The sequence below is a fragment of the Streptomyces sp. NPDC002446 genome, assembly GCF_053595675.1.
Genome location: NZ_JBSFYC010000033.1, coordinates 25,101 through 41,371, shown reverse-complemented (window position 1 = coordinate 41,371; position 16,271 = coordinate 25,101). Strand labels below are relative to the sequence as shown.

The window sequence follows — 16,271 nt, the reverse complement described above, 5'->3', positions numbered from 1 at the left end:
GGACTTTCCGCCTGTCCCCTAGGGATCGGTCAGACTCCCGACGTACGTGCAGCGCCGTGCGATGACCCGGCGTCATACCTCAGCAGTACGACGAGTTGCGCCCGCGGGCTGACGCCATGCGCCGGTCGATTTGGTGAGATGGAAAGCACCAGAACGCGGCGGACGGGTCAAAATGAGCCCCAGGGGTGGGCGAGTGGGCAGCGCAGCAACCGCCGCATACGACGGAGGTAGGCAGATGCCACGGTACGAACCGACAGAGGTCACCGAAGGGGACGGGGGACACTCCCCGAAGCGCCGCAAGGCCGTGCGGTACGCCGTGCCGGTCGCGGTGGCGGGAGTGGCGGCGGCCACGATCGGACTGGTCCCGGCGTTCGCCGGCGGTTCTCCCGACCTGCCGAAGATCTCGGCGCAGGAGCTGATAGCCAAGATCGCCAAGTCGGATGTCCAGCAGCTCTCCGGCACGGTCCGGGTCACCACGGACCTCGGTCTGCCGGCCCTGCCGGGCATGGCCGGAGGCGCCGGCGGCTTCGGCGGCGGCCAGGGCGGCGAGAAGGGCGGGGAAGGCGCGTCCGCGTCGCCTCAGAGCAAGCTGATGGAGCTGGCGTCCGGTGCGCACACGCTCCGCGTCGCCGCCGACGGCCCCGACAAGCAGCGGGTGTCGATCGTCGACAAGTCCGCCGAGTACAGCCTCGTCCACAACGGCAAGGACGTGTGGGCCTACGACAGCGGCAGCAACACCGCCGTCCACAGCACCGCGCCCGACGCCGGCTCGCACGGCAAGCGGGGCCATGCGCCCAAGGACCTCCCCAAGGACCTGAAGAACGCCACGCCGCAGGACCTGGCGAAGCAGGCCCTCGAGGCGGCCGGGGACACCACCTCGGTCACCGTCGACGGCACGGCCAAGGTCGCCGGGCGGGACGCCTACCAGCTGCTGATCAAGCCCAAGCAGGCCGCCTCCACGGTCGGCTCGATCCGGGTCGCGGTGGACGCCGCCAACGGCGTCCCGCTGAAGTTCACCCTGACCCCCAAGAGCGGCGGCGCGGCCGCCATCGACGTCGGCTTCACCGATGTCGACTTCGCCAAGCCCGCCGCGAGCCTGTTCTCCTTCACCCCGCCCAAGGGCGCCGACGTCGTCGACGGCGACAAGGAGCAGGCCAAGGCCGGGCGCGAACACGCCAAGGACTTCAAGGACTTCACGCCCCACAAGGGCAGGGCGGGCGCCAAGGAGGACTTGGGCGGGCTGAACGTCATCGGCAAGGGCTGGACGTCCATCGCCACGATCAAGGGCGCCGGCTCCGGCCTGCCGTCCGGCAAGGACCAGGGCCCCGGCGGCGACGCCGGCAAGTTCCTCGACAGCTTCGGCGACAAGGCCAGCGGCTCCTTCGGATCCGGCCGGATCTTCAGCACCCGCCTGGTCAACGCCCTGATAACGGACAACGGCACGATCTACGTCGGCGCCGTCGACAAGCAGGCCCTGATCGACGCGGCCAACGCCGCCAAGTAACGGGCCACCGCAGCAAGAGGGAGCGCCGCGCCACCCTTCCGCGGGCGGCGCGGCGCCCCCTACGGGCCATCCGCACGACGTTGGGGGAGCCGATGCCACAGCCGCCCGCCCCGGGGGCCGCCGGCGCACGCCCGCCCGCGGGCCCGGACGCCTCCGCGCACCCGCCGGCCGGGGACCAGGCGATCGAGACGCGGGGGCTGACCAAGGCCTACCGCGGCGGCCAGCTCGCCGTCGACGGCCTCGATCTGGCCGTACCGCGCGGCAGCGTCTTCGGCTTCCTCGGGCCCAACGGCTCCGGCAAGACCACCACCATCCGCATGCTGATGGGCCTGATCGACGCGACCGCCGGCAGTGCCCGGGTGCTGGGGCAGCCGATGCCCGCCGCGGGCCGCCGGGTGCTCCCCAAGGTCGGCGCGCTCATCGAGGGCCCGGCGCTCTACGGCTACCTCAGCGGCCGCGACAATCTGCGGCGCTTCGACGCCGCAGACCCGGGCGCCGACCCCCGTACCCGTACGGCGCGGGTCGGCGGCGCGCTGGAACGGGTGGGCCTGGCCGCCGCGGCCGGGAAGAAGGCGCGTGCCTACTCCCTCGGTATGAAGCAGCGGCTGGGACTGGCCGCGGCGCTGCTCCGGCCCCGCGAGCTGCTGGTGCTCGACGAGCCGACCAACGGTCTGGACCCGCAGGGCATGCGGGAGATCCGCACCCTGATCCGCGAGCTCGCGGCGGACGGCACGACCGTCTTCCTCTCCTCCCACCTCCTCGACGAGATCGAGCAGGTCTGCACCCACGCCGCGGTGATGGCCCGCGGCCGGCTGATCACCCAGGGCACGGTCGCCGACCTGTCCGCCACGGTCCTCGGCCCGCGCGGCCAGGGCCTGCTGGCGGTGACGACCCCGGATGCGGCGGACGCGGCGCGGGTGCTGAAGGAACAGGGCGTGACCGGCCTTCAGGTCACCGGTGACCGGGTGACGGGCGAGCTGCCGGGCGGCCCTTCGGACCGGCGGGGCGACCGGCCGCCCCTGGAGCTGGCGGACCTCAACGCCGCCCTGGTGCACGCCGGGGTCCGGGTCCGCGCCTTCGGCACCGAACGCGTCTCGCTGGAGGACGTCTTTGTGCAGCTGACCGGGGAGGGCTTCGATGTCGCAGGCTGAGGCGGCGCCGCGCCGGCCCCGACCGCTGTGGTCGCTGGGGCTGCTGCGCAGCGAGATCACCACGACGTTCCGGCGCTGGCGCACCCTGGCACTGCTGGCGGTGCTCGCGGGCGTCCCGGTCCTGGTCGGCATCGCCGTCAGGATCGAGACCGGTGACGGCGGATCGGCCGGCGGCGGTGAGGGCGGGCCGGCGTTCATCTCCCAGGTCACCCACAACGGCCTCTTCCTGGTCTTCACCTCGCTCGCCGTGACCCTGCCGTTCTTTCTGCCGATGTCCGTCGGAGTGATCGCGGGCGACTCCATAGCCGGTGAGGCGCACGGCGGGACGCTGCGCTACCTCCTCGTCGCCCCTGCCGGCCGTACCCGCCTGCTGCTGGTCAAATACGCCACGGTCATCACGTTCTGCCTGGTGGGAACCCTGGTCGTGGCGCTCTCGGCGCTGGCGACCGGCGCGCTGCTCTTCCCCCTGGGCGAGGTCACCCTGCTCTCCGGTACGACCGTCTCCTTCGGCGACGGGCTGCTGCGGGCGCTGGCCATCGCGCTCGCGGTCGCGCTGTCCCTGACCGGGGTGGCCGCCGTCGGCCTGTTCATATCGACGCTCACCGGCAGCGGTATCGCCGCCATGGCGACCACGGTGGGGCTGCTGATCACCGTGCAGATCCTGGACACCATCCCTCAGCTGGACGCCATCCAGCCGTACCTCTTCCCGCACTACTGGCTGTCCTTCGCGGACCTGCTGCGCGACCCCGTCTACTGGGACCAGCTGCAGAAGAACCTCGGTCTGCAGGCGCTGTATGCGGCGGTGTTCGGCGCGGCGGCCTGGGCGCGGTTCACCACCCGGGACATCACGGCTTGAGGCCGGGGAGCTGCCCGGTGGCGGTCTGCGCCGCCGGCCGGGCCAGCGCCTCGTGCGCGGCCGCCTCGCCCGCGCGTGCCGCGGCGGTGGCCAGCTGCGCCCGCGCCCGCCGCGCGGTCCGCAGCGCGTCCCAGGTCAGCACCACCAGGGCCAGCCACACCAGCGCGAACCCGGCCCAGCGCTCCGGCGGCATCGTCTCGTGGAACACCGTGAGCCCCAGCAGGAACTGGAAGGTCGGGGCGAGGTACTGCATCATCCCGATCACGGTCAGCGGCAGCCGCACCGCCGAGGCGCCGAAGCAGATCAGCGGCACCGCGGTGGCGATACCGCAGGCCGAGAGCAGCAGCGCCTGACCCACGCCGCCGCCGGTGAAGCTGGACTCCCCCCGGACCCCGAGGAAGATCAGGAAACCCAGCGCGGGCAGCAGCTGCATGGCCGTCTCGGCGCTGAAGCCCTCGATGCCGTCGAGCTTGATGCCCTTCTTGACCAGCCCGTACGTCGCGAAGGAGAGGGCCAGGCCGAGCGCGATCCACGGCACCTTGCCGTAGGCGACGGTCATCACGACGACGGCCAGGGTGCCGACGCCCACCGCCGTCCACTGCAGCGGCCGCAGCCGCTCGCGCAGGACGAGTACGCCGAAGGCGATGCTGACCAGCGGGTTGATGAAGTAGCCGAGCGACGCCTCCAGGACATGCCCGGCGTTGACCGCCCAGATGTAGAGGAACCAGTTCATGGAGATGACCACGGCGCAGACCAGCACCAGCCCGAGCCGTTTGGGCTGCCGCAGCAGCGGACCTATCCAGGCCCAGCGGCGCAGCACGGCCAGGATGACGACGGCGACGGGCAGCGACCACACCATCCGGTGGGCCAGGATCTCCGACGGTGCGACGGTGCCCAGCAGATGCCAGTAGAGCGGCAGCAGCCCCCACAGGGTGTAGGCGGTGAGGCCGTAGGCGAGTCCGGCACGCTGATCGGCTCGATGCTGCAAGGGGACCCTCCTGATGGTGCTTCGTCAACCCTGATGAAGGTAGCGCCGTAGTACCCGCGCTGTCATGTGTGTAGGGAGAGACGGTCATGACATTGCAGGGTGGGGAGGGGGAGGGCGGCGGCGGGGAGCCGGTCCGGGCCGGTCGCCGCCGAGGTACGGGAGCCGCCTACGGCACGCGCCGTACCGGAAGCCGGGTCAGGCCGGCAGCCGGGTCAGTGTGCAGCCGCCTCAGGCCGGCAGCCGCTGCAGCGCGTCCGCGATCGCGTCGGCGAGCGGCGTGGTCGGGCGGCCGATCAGCCGGGAGAGGTCGCCGGGTGTCGCCGCCAGTTCGCCGCGCGCGATCCCGGCGTCCGCGTCGGCGACCATCTGCGCGCCCAGCGCCGGCACCCCCGCCTCGACCATCAGCGCCACATATTCCTCCTGGGGCAGATCGCGGTACGGGATCCGCCGGCCGGTCTGCCGGGACACCTCGGCCGCGTACTCCGCCATCGTCCAGGCGGTGTCGCCGCTCAACTCGTACACCGAGTTCTCATGGCCGCTGCCGGTGAGCACGACGGCGGCCGCCTCGGCATAGTCCCGGCGCGCGGCGGAGGCCACCCGGCCCTCGCCGGCGCTGCCGACCACGGCGCCGGTTTTGAGCGTCATGGCCAGCGCCCCGGTGTAGTTCTCGTGGTACCAGCCGTTGCGCAGCAGGCAGTACGGCACACCGGACGCGAGCAGCGCCTGCTCGGTGGCGATGTGCTCCTCGGCGAGGGAGAACGTGGCGGTCGGGCCGCCCAGCACGCTGGTGTACGCCAGCAGCCCCACGCCCGCCTCACGCGCGGCGTCGATCACGTCGCGGTGCTGGGCGGCGCGCCGACCGGCCTCGTTCCCGGAGATCAGCAGCACCCGGTCGCCGGCCGCGAAGACCCCCTCGAACGTCTCGGGCCGGCCATAGTCCGCGATCTTGATCCCGACGCCGACGGCCGCCAGGTCCGCGCTCCTGGCCCGGTCGCGGGCGACCGCGACGATCCCGCCCGGCGCGGTGCGCCTGAGCAGCTCCTCGATGACCAGTCGGCCGAGCGCCCCGGTGGCGCCGGTGACGACGATGCTCATGCCGTGCCTCCTGGCGGTTGGAGGCCGCCAGCATGGCACCCGTACGGGACGCGCAGAAGGGACGCGCCGGGCCCGCGCCCGACGGGGCCGAGCCGCGGGGCGGCAAGCGGGTGCCCGTACGGAGACGCCGTCAGACGTTCCCGTACGGACACCCGCAGCGGCATCCGGGCGGTGCACCCGCGCCTGCCCACGGCCCGTGGGCGGGCCGCGGCCGTTCGTCAGCCGACGACCGTCCAGGTGTCGTTGCCGGTCAGCAGCGCCGCGAGGTCGCCCTTGCCCTGCTGCTCGACGGCGGTGTCCAGCTGGTCGGACATCAGGGTGTCGTAGACCGGCCGGTCGACACTGCGCAGCACACCGATGGGGGTGCGGTGGAGGGTGTCGGGGTCCGCGAGCCGGGAGAGCGCGAAGGCCGTGGTGGGCGAGGGGCTGTGCGCGTCGTGCACCAGCACGCCGTCCGTGCCCTCCTCCAGCACGTCGATGACCTTGAGGTCGCCGGTGGCCGGGTCGCGGACCACGCCCTTGGAGCCGAGGCCGTCGGGGGCCGGTGCGCCGAAGCGGATCGGCTGCCCGTGCTCCAGGCGGATGACGGCCTCCTGGGCCTTCTCCTTGTCCTTGAGGACCTCGAAGGCGCCGTCGTTGAAGATGTTGCAGTTCTGGTAGATCTCGACCAGGGCCGTGCCCGGGTGGGCGGCGGCCTCGCGCAGCACCGAGGTGAGGTGCTTGCGGTCGGAGTCGACGGTGCGGGCCACGAAGGAGGCCTCGGCGCCGAGCGCCAGCGAGATCGGGTTGAACGGCGCGTCCAGGGAGCCCATCGGCGTCGACTTGGTGATCTTGCCGAGCTCGGAGGTGGGGCTGTACTGGCCCTTGGTCAGACCGTAGATCCGGTTGTTGAACAGCAGGATCTTGAGGTTGACGTTGCGCCGCAGGGCGTGGATGAGGTGGTTGCCGCCGATGGACAGCGCATCGCCGTCGCCCGTGACGACCCAGACGGAGAGGTCACGCCGGGAGGAGGCCAGGCCGGTGGCGATGGCCGGGGCGCGGCCGTGGATGGAGTGCATCCCGTAGGTGTTCATGTAGTACGGGAAGCGGGAGGAGCAGCCGATGCCGGAGACGAAGACGATGTTCTCCTTCGCCAGCCCGAGCTCGGGCATGAAGCCCTGCACGGCGGCGAGGACGGCGTAGTCACCGCAGCCGGGGCACCAGCGCACTTCCTGATCGGACTTGAAGTCCTTCATGGACTGCTTGGCTTCGGCCTTGGGCACCAGGGAGAGCGCCTCGATCTGCGAGGACCTCTCCGAGATCGTCTCAGTCATTGATGGCCTCCTTAAAGACCTCCGCGAGCTGCTCGGCCTTGAACGGCATTCCGCTGACCTGGGTGTGCGAGCACGCGTCCACCAGGTACTTGGCGCGCAGCAGAGTGGCGAGCTGCCCGAGGTTCATCTCCGGCACGATCACCTTCTCGTAACGCGCCAGGACGTCCCCGAGATTCCGGGGGAAGGGGTTGAGGTGGCGCAGATGGGCCTGCGCGATGCGCTCCCCTGCGCCCCTCACGCGCCGTACCGCCGCGGTGATCGGCCCGTACGTCGAACCCCAGCCGATGACCAGGGTGCTGGCGCCGCGGCCGTCCGCGTCGGCGGGGTCGTCGACCTCGATGTCCGGGACCTCGATGCCGTCGACCTTCGCCTGGCGGGTGCGCACCATGAAGTCGTGGTTGGCGGGGTCGTAGGAGATGTTGCCGGTGCCGTCCTGCTTCTCGATGCCGCCGATACGGTGCTCCAGGCCCGGCGTGCCCGGCACCGCCCAGGGGCGGGCCAGCGTCTGCGCGTCGCGCTTGTAGGGCCAGAAGACCTCCGTGCCGTCCGCCAGCTCGTGGTTGGGGCCGGAGGCGAACTGGACGCGCAGATCGGGGAGTTCGTCGACGTCGGGGATCCGCCAGGGCTCGGAGCCGTTGGCCAGATAGCCGTCGGAGAGCAGGAAGACCGGGGTGCGGTACGTGAGCGCGATACGGGCCGCGTCCAGCGCCGCGTCGAAGCAGTCGGCCGGGGTCCTGGGCGCCACGATCGGCACCGGTGCCTCGCCGTTGCGCCCGTACATCGCCTGCAGCAGATCGGCCTGCTCGGTCTTGGTCGGCAGGCCCGTCGAGGGCCCGCCGCGCTGGATGTCCACGATCAGCAGCGGCAGTTCGAGGCTGACCGCCAGACCGATGGTCTCCGACTTCAGCGCCACACCCGGGCCGGACGTGGTCGTCACCGCGAGCGCGCCGCCGAACGCCGCGCCGAGCGCCGCGCCGATACCGGCGATCTCGTCCTCCGCCTGGAACGTCCGCACGCCGAAGTTCTTGTGCTTGGACAGCTCGTGCAGGATGTCGGAGGCCGGGGTGATCGGGTACGAGCCCAGGTACAGCGGCAGATCGGCCTGCCGGGAGGCGGCGACCAGGCCGTAGGAGAGCGCGAGGTTGCCGGAGATGTTGCGGTAGGTGCCGGTCGGGAAGGCCTTGGTCGCCGGGGCGACCTCGTAGGAGACCGCGAAGTCCTCGGTCGTCTCACCGAAGTTCCAGCCCGCCCGGAACGCGGTGACGTTCGCCTCGGCGATGTCCGGCTTCTTGGCGAACTTGGCCCGCAGGAACTTCTCGGTGCCCTCGGTCGGGCGGTGGTACATCCACGACAGCAGCCCCAGCGCGAACATGTTCTTGCTACGCTCGGCCTCCTTGCGGGAGAGCCCGAACTCCTTGAGCGCCTCGATCGTGAGCGTCGTCAGCGGCACCGGATGGACGTTGTAGGCCGCCAGCGAGCCGTCCTCCAGCGGGCTGGTCGCATAGCCGACCTTCGCCATCGGGCGCTTGGTGAACTCGTCGGTGTTGACGATGATCTCCGCGCCGCGCGGGACGTCCGCGAGGTTGGCCTTGAGCGCGGCCGGGTTCATGGCGACCAGCACGTTCGGAGCGTCACCGGGCGTGAGGATGTCGTGGTCGGCGAAGTGCAGCTGGAAGCTGGAGACACCCGGAAGCGTGCCGGCAGGCGCCCGGATCTCGGCGGGGAAGTTCGGCAGCGTCGACAGGTCGTTGCCGAACGACGCCGTTTCCGAGGTGAACCGGTCGCCGGTGAGCTGCATGCCGTCACCGGAGTCCCCGGCGAACCGGATGATCACCCGGTCCAGGCGTCGGACTTCCTTGCCTTGCCCGCTCGTGCCGGCGGCGCGCTGTTCCCCGACTAGCGCTGCGTCGGTCTTCTCGGCTGGGCTACTGACCTGGCTGGTCACTGCTTCGGACCTCCCTCGAGGGGTGCGGCGTCCCCGCCGGAGGCAGGGCTCGGGACGTGTCGTACCGGACGGTTGTCCCATAACCATCGTACGTGGGTAAGGGTGGCCTTCCCTGGGTCGATCGCATGGTGGACGTCAAGATGAGACACCGATCTGGCGTGTTTTGTCATGAAATCATCGCCCCCGTAACCCCTTATTCATGACGCTCCGGACTCCTCCATTGGTTCTACGCCCAAAGCCCTGGGCCTCGGTGGAACGGCCTGGTCCCGCTGATCTGACAGAGTGTCAGGTGGTCAGGAGTTGAGGTAGGTGAGTACGGCGAGCACCCTGCGGTGATCCCCGTCACTCTGCGCCAGGCCCAGCTTCAGGAAGATGTTGCTGACGTGCTTCTCGACCGCGCCGTCGCTGACCACCAGCTGACGGGCGATGGCGGAGTTCGTCCGGCCTTCGGCCATCAGCCCCAGCACCTCCCGTTCCCGCGGCGTCAGACGCGCCAGCACGTCCTGCTTCCGGCTGCGGCCCAGCAGCTGCGCCACCACCTCCGGATCCAGCGCGGTGCCGCCCCCGGCGACCCGGACCACCGCGTCGACGAACTCGCGCACCTCGGCGACCCGGTCCTTGAGCAGATAGCCGATGCCCCGGCTCGACCCGGCCAGCAGCTCCGTGGCGTACTGCTCCTCGACGTACTGCGAGAGCACCAGCACCCCGAGCCCCGGATGGTCCCGGCGGAGCCGGATCGCGGCCCGGACGCCCTCGTCGGTGTGGGTCGGCGGCATCCGTACGTCCGCCACCACCACATCCGGCAGCGCGCCCTCGTCCGCCAGCTCCCCGATCGCCTTGATCAGCGCCTCGGCGTCGCCCACCCCCGCCACGACCTCATGCCCGCGGTCGGTGAGCAGCCGGGTCAGCCCCTCCCGGAGCAGCACCGAATCCTCGGCGATGACCACCCGCACTCTTGCCTCCACGCTCAGATCCCCCATGCCTCATCACAGCCACCCTGCCGGCCCCAGCATTCCAGCATCCGGACGCGGAGGACGGGTGAGGGGAAAGAGAAGAGGCAGAGCCGGAGGAGGGGGAGCCGGAGGAGGGGCAGGGCGCGCGGGCGGCCACGCCTGGGCCGGACCCCCGTCCCGGCCCGGCCGCGGCCGCCCGCCGACCCCGGCGCCCCCGAGGTCACCCCCGCCAGGGCAGTTCGGCGGTGACGGCCGTCGGACCGCCGATCGGGGAGTCCACTATCAGCAGGCCGTCGACGGAATCGAGCCGCTCCGCCAGGCCGGCCAGACCGGAGCCGGTGTCGGTGTGGGCGCCGCCGCGGCCGTCGTCCGTCACCAGCACCATGATCCGGTCCGCGGTGCGCCAGACATCCAGCGCCGCGCCCGCGGCCCGGGAGTGCTTGGAGACGTTCTGCAGCAGCTCGGAGGCGGTGAAGTAGGCGATGCCCTCGATCGCCGCGGCCGGGCGGCGGTCCAGGTCCACGGTCACCTTCACCGGAACCGTGCAGCGCGCCGCCAGCGCCGACAGCGCCGGGCCGAGCCCCCGGTCCGTGAGGATCGCCGGGTGTATCCCGCGGGCCAGATCCCGCAGCTCCTGGAGCGCGACCTTCACCTCGCCGTGCGCCTCGTCGACCATCCGCGCCGCGGCCTCGGGGTCCTCGGCCAGCTTCTCCTTGGCCAGGCCGAGATCCATGGCGAGCGAGACCAGCCGCGCCTGCGCGCCGTCGTGCAGATCACGCTCGATGCGGCGCAGATCGGCCGCCGCGGTGTCCACCACCACCCCGCGGTCCGACTCCAGCTCGAAGACCCGGGTGGCGAGCGAGGACGGGCCCAGCAGGCCGCGGACCATCACCCGGTCCACCTGCGTCAGCCCGCGGATCACCCACGGCCCGGCCAGCACGAGCAGCAGCCCGGCCCCGCTGGTGAGCCAGATCTCCGCCGGGGTGTCCATGTAGAAGCCGCTGCCGCTGCCGTCGCCCCACATCTGGATGCCCGGCTGGTCGAGGTAGGCGGGGAACGTCCACCGCCACAGCGGGTAGGCCAGCAGCGCCCACGCGAGGGTCCAGAACGTCACCGAGAAGACGAAGGCGAAGACCGCCCACGGGAAGTGCAGCAGGGAGTAGAGGACGTGCCGCCAGGACACTCCGCTCTTCAGCACGGCCCCGATCCAGCCCATCGGGCCCGGCTTCGAAGGGCGTACGGGCTCCGGATCGGCCACGTCCAGCGCCAGCAGACCCCGGGCCCGCGCCCGCTCCATGCTGCCCAGCCCCCGGCTGCCGGCCAGGCCGCCCGCCAGCACCGGAATGCCCAGGAACGTCACCAGCAGACCGGCGCCGAGCGAGAGCACCGCTATCGCGTACGTGAACATCACCACGGACATCGGGAGGCTGAGGAAGAGGTAGAGGAACTCCCGCCAGGTGCGCCCGGAGAAGGGGGCGCGCAGCCCCACGGGCACGCGGGAGCCGCGGGGGTGCGGTGCGTATGCGGTATCCATCGTCTCGTCGTCCGTTCTGCCGTATGCGGTCCTGGGCCGGCGCCGCTGCGTGATCTGCCGGCCCTGCGCGGGCCCGGCGGTTCTTCCGCCACGACAAGCCTCCGCGACCCGAGCCCCCCGCACCATGCGGGTCTTTGCAGTCTTTTCCTGGGGTTTTCCCCACCCCCGGACCTGCGGTTGACCGCAACCGGCTGGTCAGCGGCCCCTCGGCCCCGGCCCCCGCCGCGGCGCTGCACCCGCCCGCGCCCCGGCACCGGCCCGCGCCCGCCACGGCAGCTCCGCCGTCACCCGCGTGGGCCCGCCGACCGGCGAATCCAGCACGAACAGCCCGTCCACCGACCCCAGCCGCTCGGCGAGCCCGGCCATCCCGCTGCCGCCGTCCAGCCGCGCCCCGCCGCGTCCGTCGTCCACCACCTGGATCAGCAGCCGGTCCTTCGACTGCCACACCTCGACGGACGCCTGCCGCGCCGCGCTGTGCTTGGAGACGTTCTGCAGCAGCTCGGAGACGGTGAAGTAGGCGATGCCCTCGATGGCCGGCGCCGGACGCTCGGCCAGGTCCACGGAGGTCGTCGCGGGCACCGTGCAGCGCCCGGCCAGCGAGGCCAGCGCGGGGCCCAGCCCGCGGTCGGTGAGGATCGCCGGATGGATGCCCCGGGCCAGATCCCGCAGCTCCTGCAGGGCGAGCTTCACCTCGCCGTGCGCCTCGTCCACCATCGCCGCCGCCGCATCCGGATCCTCCAGCAGCTTCTCCTTGGCCAGCCCGAGCCCCATGGCCAGCGCCACCAGCCGGGCCTGCGCGCCGTCGTGCAGGTCCCGCTCGATGCGCCGCAGATCGGCGGCCGCGGTGTCGGTGACCGTCACCCGGTCCGACTCCAGCTCGGCGATCCGCCGCTCCAGCTCGTCCGACGGCGAAAGCAGCCCGCGCACCATCGCCCGGTCGACGTTCGACAGCCAGCGCGCCGTCCAGGGGAGCACCGGCCACGCCACGAAGAGCGAGACGAGGACGACCGGGAAAGTGAGGAGGGCCCACGGCAGCCGGATGAACGCGAACAGCGCGTGCCGCCAGGCGACCGGGTCCTTCAGGCGCGCCCACAACCACGGGAAGAACCCGGCCTCCGGCGCCCGCAGCGGGCTCGGTTCCTCGACCCGCACCCCGAGCAGCGACCGCGCCCTGGACCGCTCCAGCTTTCCGTACAGCCGGCACACCGTCAGCCCCGTGGCCAGCAGCGGCAGCCCGATCACGGTGACCGACAGCCCGATGCCCAGCGTCAGCCAGACCACCAGCACCGCGAACGCGACGACCCCCAACGGGAAGTTGGCCAGCAGATGGGCGATCTCCCGCCATGTCGCACCGTCGAACGGCGCTCTGGGCGGCGGGAGTGAGGCGCCGTCAAGGGCGTCTTCGGCGGCACTGGGCCGGGAACTGTCCGTCATACGCCCAGCCTGCCCGGCCGCGGCCCCGCGTGCCATGGGGTGACTGGGGTGCTGGAGGTGGGGTTTTCCCCACCCTCGCCCCGACCCCGGCCCATCCTCGCCTCGCCCCCCGGCCCCTCCCGCCCCGCTTCGCACGGCGTACGCCCCGCCGCAGGTCAAGGCCCTGGCCAGGGACGGGGCATGGCGGCATGTTGGTGCCCGTCTCGTTATCCACAGCGGTGGACAGGGCGCGTCGGCGGGACCGTATTGTGTGGCGATGCACAACGGGAGGGGCGAGTGGCGATGGCGTGCAGTGACGACGGCCGGCTGCTGAAGCCGGATTTCGCCGCGCCGCAGCCGGGTTCCGCGGCGCGGGACCTCGCCGACGCCTCGGCCGACCCCCTCGACGTCCGCGGCTGGGGATGGGGCGAGCGGAGCGCGACCTGGACCTCGGTGGCGGCGAGCGTGCTGCTCGGGGCGCTCGCCGGGATCTGCGCGCACAACTGGTACGCGGGAGAAGGCGCCGCCCTCGGGCTCGGCATTGCCGCCGTCGTCGTCACGGGCGCCGGCGCGGCCCTTGGCACGCTCGCCGGACGCACGGGGCAGCGCGCCCCGGCAGTCGCCCTGTTGCTGCTCGGCGGCACCCTCGGCGTGGCCGCCGCATGGCAGGCGGTTCCGGGCGGCAGTGCCGGGCTCGCCGCCGTGGGCCTGACCGTCGCGGCCGTGCTCGCGCTCCTCGGAACGTGTACGCGGCCGGGGCGCGGCGCCCTGATAGGCGCGGCGTCGGTCGCGCTCGCCGTGGGTGCCTGGGAGCTGGGACTGGCCCTGACCACCCCCGCACGTACGGGAGTCGCGCTCGGCTTCGTCTCCGTACTGGTCCTCGGCTATCTGCCGCGGCTCGCCCTGATGACGGCCGGACTGACCCGGCTCGACGACCAGCGCTCCGGCGGGACACCGGTCAGCCGGCACCAGGTGGCGGCCGCACTGGGCGCCGCCCACCGGGAACTGGCCCTGACCACGGCCGTGATGGCGGCCTCGGCCGGTGCCGCGGGGGTGCTCGCGGTGCAGACACCCGGCCTGTGGACGGTGCTCGCCGGGCTGCTGCTGTGCGTCGTCCTGTGCTCGCGGGCGCGTGCCTACCCGCTGGCCGTGGAGGTCGTCGTGCTGCTGGCGGCCGGCCTCGCGGTGTGCGTACGGCTGGTGCTGCTCTGGGCCGCCGAGGGCGAGGCGCCGGCGTTCGCGCTGGTCACGCTGGGTGCGCTGGCCGTCCTGCCGGTCGCGGTGCGCGCGGTGCGGGTGCCGGAGCCGCAGCGGGCGCGGCTGCGGCGGTGGCTGGACCTGGCCGAGTCGGTGAGCGTGGTGGCGCTGATCCCGGTGGCCCTCGGGGCCTTCGGGCTCTACGGCCTGCTGTTCGGCACGTCCTGACCCGGAGGGTGGTGGAGCGGACATGTCATCGTCGGGAGCGGATGTGAACGGAGTGGGGGCAGGAGTGGCCGAGGGATCCGGAGTGGGAGCCACCGGGCCGACACGGGCCACCGAGCCGGCGCCCGCGGCCGCGGCCGGGCCCTTGCCCGCACCCGCGGCCGGGCCCCTGCCCGCACCGGGGCCCCTGCCCGCACCCGGGCCCCTGCCCGCCGCCGCGCCGATACCCTCGCCCGCGGTGCCCGCCCCAGGTGGGCCGCCGCCCGTACCGGCACCGCCCTCAGCACACTCGCAGGCACAGGCACAGGCACCCACTACGCCTTCCGCGCCCCCGGCTGCCGCGTCCCCGGCCTCCCCGCCCATGCCTCAGCAGCTGGTGCCCGCCCCGCCGGCCCCTGCCTCCCCCGCGACCGCGTCCGGCCAGTCCGGCCAGTCCGGCCAGTCCGGCCAGTCCTCCCAGGCCCCCGCCCCCGGCCGCTACGGCCGGTCCGGGCTGCCGGCCAGGACGCCCGTCTCCGTGCCCCTGCTGCCGCCGGAGCTGGCCGACGGACAGCCCAGGCCGCGCCGCGGCGACCCCCTGTCCCGGCGCGCGGGCCGTGCGCTGCGCCGGGTGTTCGCCTCGTCCCCGGCCGCCGAGACGGCCGCCGTCACCCAGGCCGCGTACGCCATCCAGCAGCCGGTGACCACGGGCCGGCAGATAGCCGTGTCCAGCATCCGCGGCGGCGCGGGCAAGTCCACCGTCGCCGCCCTGCTGGCGCTCACGTTCGCGCACTACCGCTCCGACCCCGTGCTCGCCGTCGAGGCGGACCCGGCGCTCGGCACGCTGCCGCACCGCCTCGGCGCCCGCGAGGTGCGCTGGTCGGGCAGCGACCTGGCGCAGATCGTCGATCCGTCGATGCTGATCACGGACCTGACCGGCTATCTCCTGCCGTTCGCGGGCGGCGGCTGGCTGCTGCCCGGCAGCCAGGGCGCCATCGGCACCCGCCTGGACATCGACACCTACCGCGTCGTGATGACGTCCTTGCGCCGCCACTTCGCGGCCACCGTCGTGGACTGCGAGACGCTGCCCGCCGAGGTGGCGCGCACCGCGCTGGTGACCACACAGGCGCGGGTGCTGGTCACCCCGGCGACCCCGGAGGGCGTGGCGGCCACCCGCTCCGTACTGGACTGGATCGGCGGTCTGCACCCCGGCCTGCTGCCGACCACGGTGGTCGTGCTCACCCACTCCTCGCCCGACAGCGGCGTCGATGTCCGCAAGGCCGCCGAGCATCTGGGCGCCGGTGGCGCGGCGGTGCTGCCCCTGCCGTACGACCGTCATCTGGCGGCCGGCGGGGCGATCCGCACCGAACTGCTCGGCGAACGGACGCGGGAGGCCGCGGCGCGGATCGCGGCCGAGGCGATGAACCGTGCGGCCTCGCGGGACCCGGGCCGGCGCCGTCAGCAGCACCAGCCGTCACCGGAGACGGCACCGGAGACAGCACCTACGACGGCATCCACGACGGCACCCGCACCCGGCCAGGCACCGGCGTACGCAGCGGGGCAGCCGCCGACGCCCGCCCCCGGCCAGACACCGGCATACCCGCCCGCCCAGGCGCCGACGCAGGCCCCCGCCCAGCCCCCGGTCCCCGCCCAGCCCGCGGCCCCGGCCCGGCCCCACCCCTCGCCCGAGCACCGGCCCCAGGCGGCGCCCCAGCAGTACTACCCGCCGCAGCCCGCACCCCAGGCCCCGCCCCAGACACGACCGCAAACCGGGGCACCGGCCCCGCCGCAGCCCCAGCCCCCGGCGTCCCCGCCGATGCCGCCCCAGGCCTCGGCCGCCCCTGCCGCCCCTGCCGCCGCGCCCGCGGCCCCGGACGGCCCCGATAGCCGCAGCCCCTTCGACAACCGCAGCCCCTTCGACGGCGGCCCGATCTCCTGACCCCGTTCCCGCCCGACGTCCCGGCGGACGGGCACGACATCCCGCTCTGTGAGACACCTGATGAGACATTCGGGCGGGATGTCTACGCTGCCTGCCACTCAGGTAGGGCGAAGTACGGACAAGCTCACCGTCGGCGACGACGCGGCTGCTCAGGCGGGCCGGGCAGGGCCTAGACTCCC

General features: G+C 73.1%; 12 protein-coding genes. 5 read left to right on the top strand and 7 right to left on the bottom strand.

Going from position 1 to position 16,271, the window contains the following annotated elements:
- Nucleotides 1-235 precede the first annotated feature (235 nt).
- The 3 genes from ACWD6P_RS20095 (at nt 236) to ACWD6P_RS20085 (ending at nt 3,511) form a co-directional block, all read left to right on the top strand.
- Nucleotides 236-1,504, top strand: coding sequence for a LolA family protein (locus ACWD6P_RS20095; RefSeq protein WP_451445467.1), 1,269 nt, complete (start codon nt 236-238; stop codon nt 1,502-1,504).
- Nucleotides 1,505-1,596: 92 nt separating this feature from the next.
- A complete protein-coding gene (locus ACWD6P_RS20090; protein WP_451445466.1) occupies nt 1,597-2,655 on the top strand; it encodes an ATP-binding cassette domain-containing protein in 1,059 nt (352 codons plus the stop codon).
- A complete protein-coding gene (locus ACWD6P_RS20085; protein WP_451445465.1) occupies nt 2,642-3,511 on the top strand; it encodes an ABC transporter permease in 870 nt (289 codons plus the stop codon). Before ACWD6P_RS20090 ends, ACWD6P_RS20085 begins: the two co-directional genes overlap by 14 nt.
- Here ACWD6P_RS20085 and rarD read toward each other — a convergent pair.
- The 7 genes from rarD to ACWD6P_RS20050 form a co-directional block, all read right to left on the bottom strand.
- Nucleotides 3,501-4,499, bottom strand: a complete 999-nt coding sequence (gene rarD, locus ACWD6P_RS20080; protein ID WP_451445464.1) for an EamA family transporter RarD — start codon at nt 4,497-4,499, stop codon at nt 3,501-3,503. The genes ACWD6P_RS20085 and rarD overlap by 11 nt on opposite strands.
- Nucleotides 4,500-4,727: 228 nt before the next feature.
- Entirely contained in the window at nt 4,728-5,594 is an 867-nt protein-coding gene (locus tag ACWD6P_RS20075; RefSeq protein WP_451445463.1) for an SDR family oxidoreductase, read from the bottom strand.
- A gap of 218 nt (nt 5,595-5,812) precedes the next feature.
- Nucleotides 5,813-6,907 (bottom strand): 2-oxoacid:ferredoxin oxidoreductase subunit beta, encoded by a 1,095-nt coding sequence (locus ACWD6P_RS20070; RefSeq protein ID WP_451445462.1) that lies wholly within the window; start codon nt 6,905-6,907, stop codon nt 5,813-5,815.
- On the bottom strand, nt 6,900-8,852 hold the full coding sequence (locus tag ACWD6P_RS20065) for a 2-oxoacid:acceptor oxidoreductase subunit alpha (protein WP_451445461.1): 1,953 nt from the start codon (nt 8,850-8,852) through the stop codon (nt 6,900-6,902). Before ACWD6P_RS20065 ends, ACWD6P_RS20070 begins: the two co-directional genes overlap by 8 nt.
- 293 nt (nt 8,853-9,145) lie before the next feature.
- On the bottom strand, nt 9,146-9,805 hold the full coding sequence (locus ACWD6P_RS20060) for a LuxR C-terminal-related transcriptional regulator (RefSeq protein ID WP_451445504.1): 660 nt from the start codon (nt 9,803-9,805) through the stop codon (nt 9,146-9,148).
- Between the two features lie 220 nt (nt 9,806-10,025).
- The gene (locus ACWD6P_RS20055) at nt 10,026-11,339 is read right to left on the bottom strand and encodes a sensor histidine kinase (RefSeq protein WP_451445460.1); all 1,314 of its coding nucleotides are present in this window, start codon (nt 11,337-11,339) and stop codon (nt 10,026-10,028) included.
- Nucleotides 11,340-11,534: 195 nt separating this feature from the next.
- Nucleotides 11,535-12,773 (bottom strand): sensor histidine kinase, encoded by a 1,239-nt coding sequence (locus ACWD6P_RS20050; protein WP_451445459.1) that lies wholly within the window; start codon nt 12,771-12,773, stop codon nt 11,535-11,537.
- Nucleotides 12,774-13,055: 282 nt separating this feature from the next.
- Here ACWD6P_RS20050 and ACWD6P_RS20045 point away from each other — a divergent pair, with 282 nt between their 5' ends.
- Both ACWD6P_RS20045 and ACWD6P_RS20040 read left to right on the top strand, forming a co-directional pair.
- Nucleotides 13,056-14,177, top strand: coding sequence for a secretion protein snm4 (locus tag ACWD6P_RS20045; protein ID WP_451445458.1), 1,122 nt, complete (start codon nt 13,056-13,058; stop codon nt 14,175-14,177).
- Nucleotides 14,178-14,535: 358 nt separating this feature from the next.
- On the top strand, nt 14,536-16,092 hold the full coding sequence (locus ACWD6P_RS20040) for an AAA family ATPase (protein ID WP_451445457.1): 1,557 nt from the start codon (nt 14,536-14,538) through the stop codon (nt 16,090-16,092).
- Nucleotides 16,093-16,271 lie beyond the last annotated feature (179 nt).

Bases quoted from the DNA above. Each gene is read 5' to 3' on its own strand.
- ACWD6P_RS20095 (WP_451445467.1), top strand. From the start codon at position 236: ATGCCACGGTACGAACCGACAGAGGTCACCGAAGGGGACGGGGGACAC.
- ACWD6P_RS20090 (WP_451445466.1), top strand. From the start codon at position 1,597: ATGCCACAGCCGCCCGCCCCGGGGGCCGCCGGCGCACGCCCGCCCGCG.
- ACWD6P_RS20085 (WP_451445465.1), top strand. From the start codon at position 2,642: ATGTCGCAGGCTGAGGCGGCGCCGCGCCGGCCCCGACCGCTGTGGTCG.
- ACWD6P_RS20075 (WP_451445463.1), bottom strand. From the start codon at position 5,594: ATGAGCATCGTCGTCACCGGCGCCACCGGGGCGCTCGGCCGACTGGTC.
- ACWD6P_RS20070 (WP_451445462.1), bottom strand. From the start codon at position 6,907: ATGACTGAGACGATCTCGGAGAGGTCCTCGCAGATCGAGGCGCTCTCC.
- ACWD6P_RS20055 (WP_451445460.1), bottom strand. From the start codon at position 11,339: ATGGATACCGCATACGCACCGCACCCCCGCGGCTCCCGCGTGCCCGTG.
- ACWD6P_RS20050 (WP_451445459.1), bottom strand. From the start codon at position 12,773: ATGACGGACAGTTCCCGGCCCAGTGCCGCCGAAGACGCCCTTGACGGC.
- ACWD6P_RS20045 (WP_451445458.1), top strand. From the start codon at position 13,056: ATGGCGTGCAGTGACGACGGCCGGCTGCTGAAGCCGGATTTCGCCGCG.
- ACWD6P_RS20040 (WP_451445457.1), top strand. From the start codon at position 14,536: ATGCCTCAGCAGCTGGTGCCCGCCCCGCCGGCCCCTGCCTCCCCCGCG.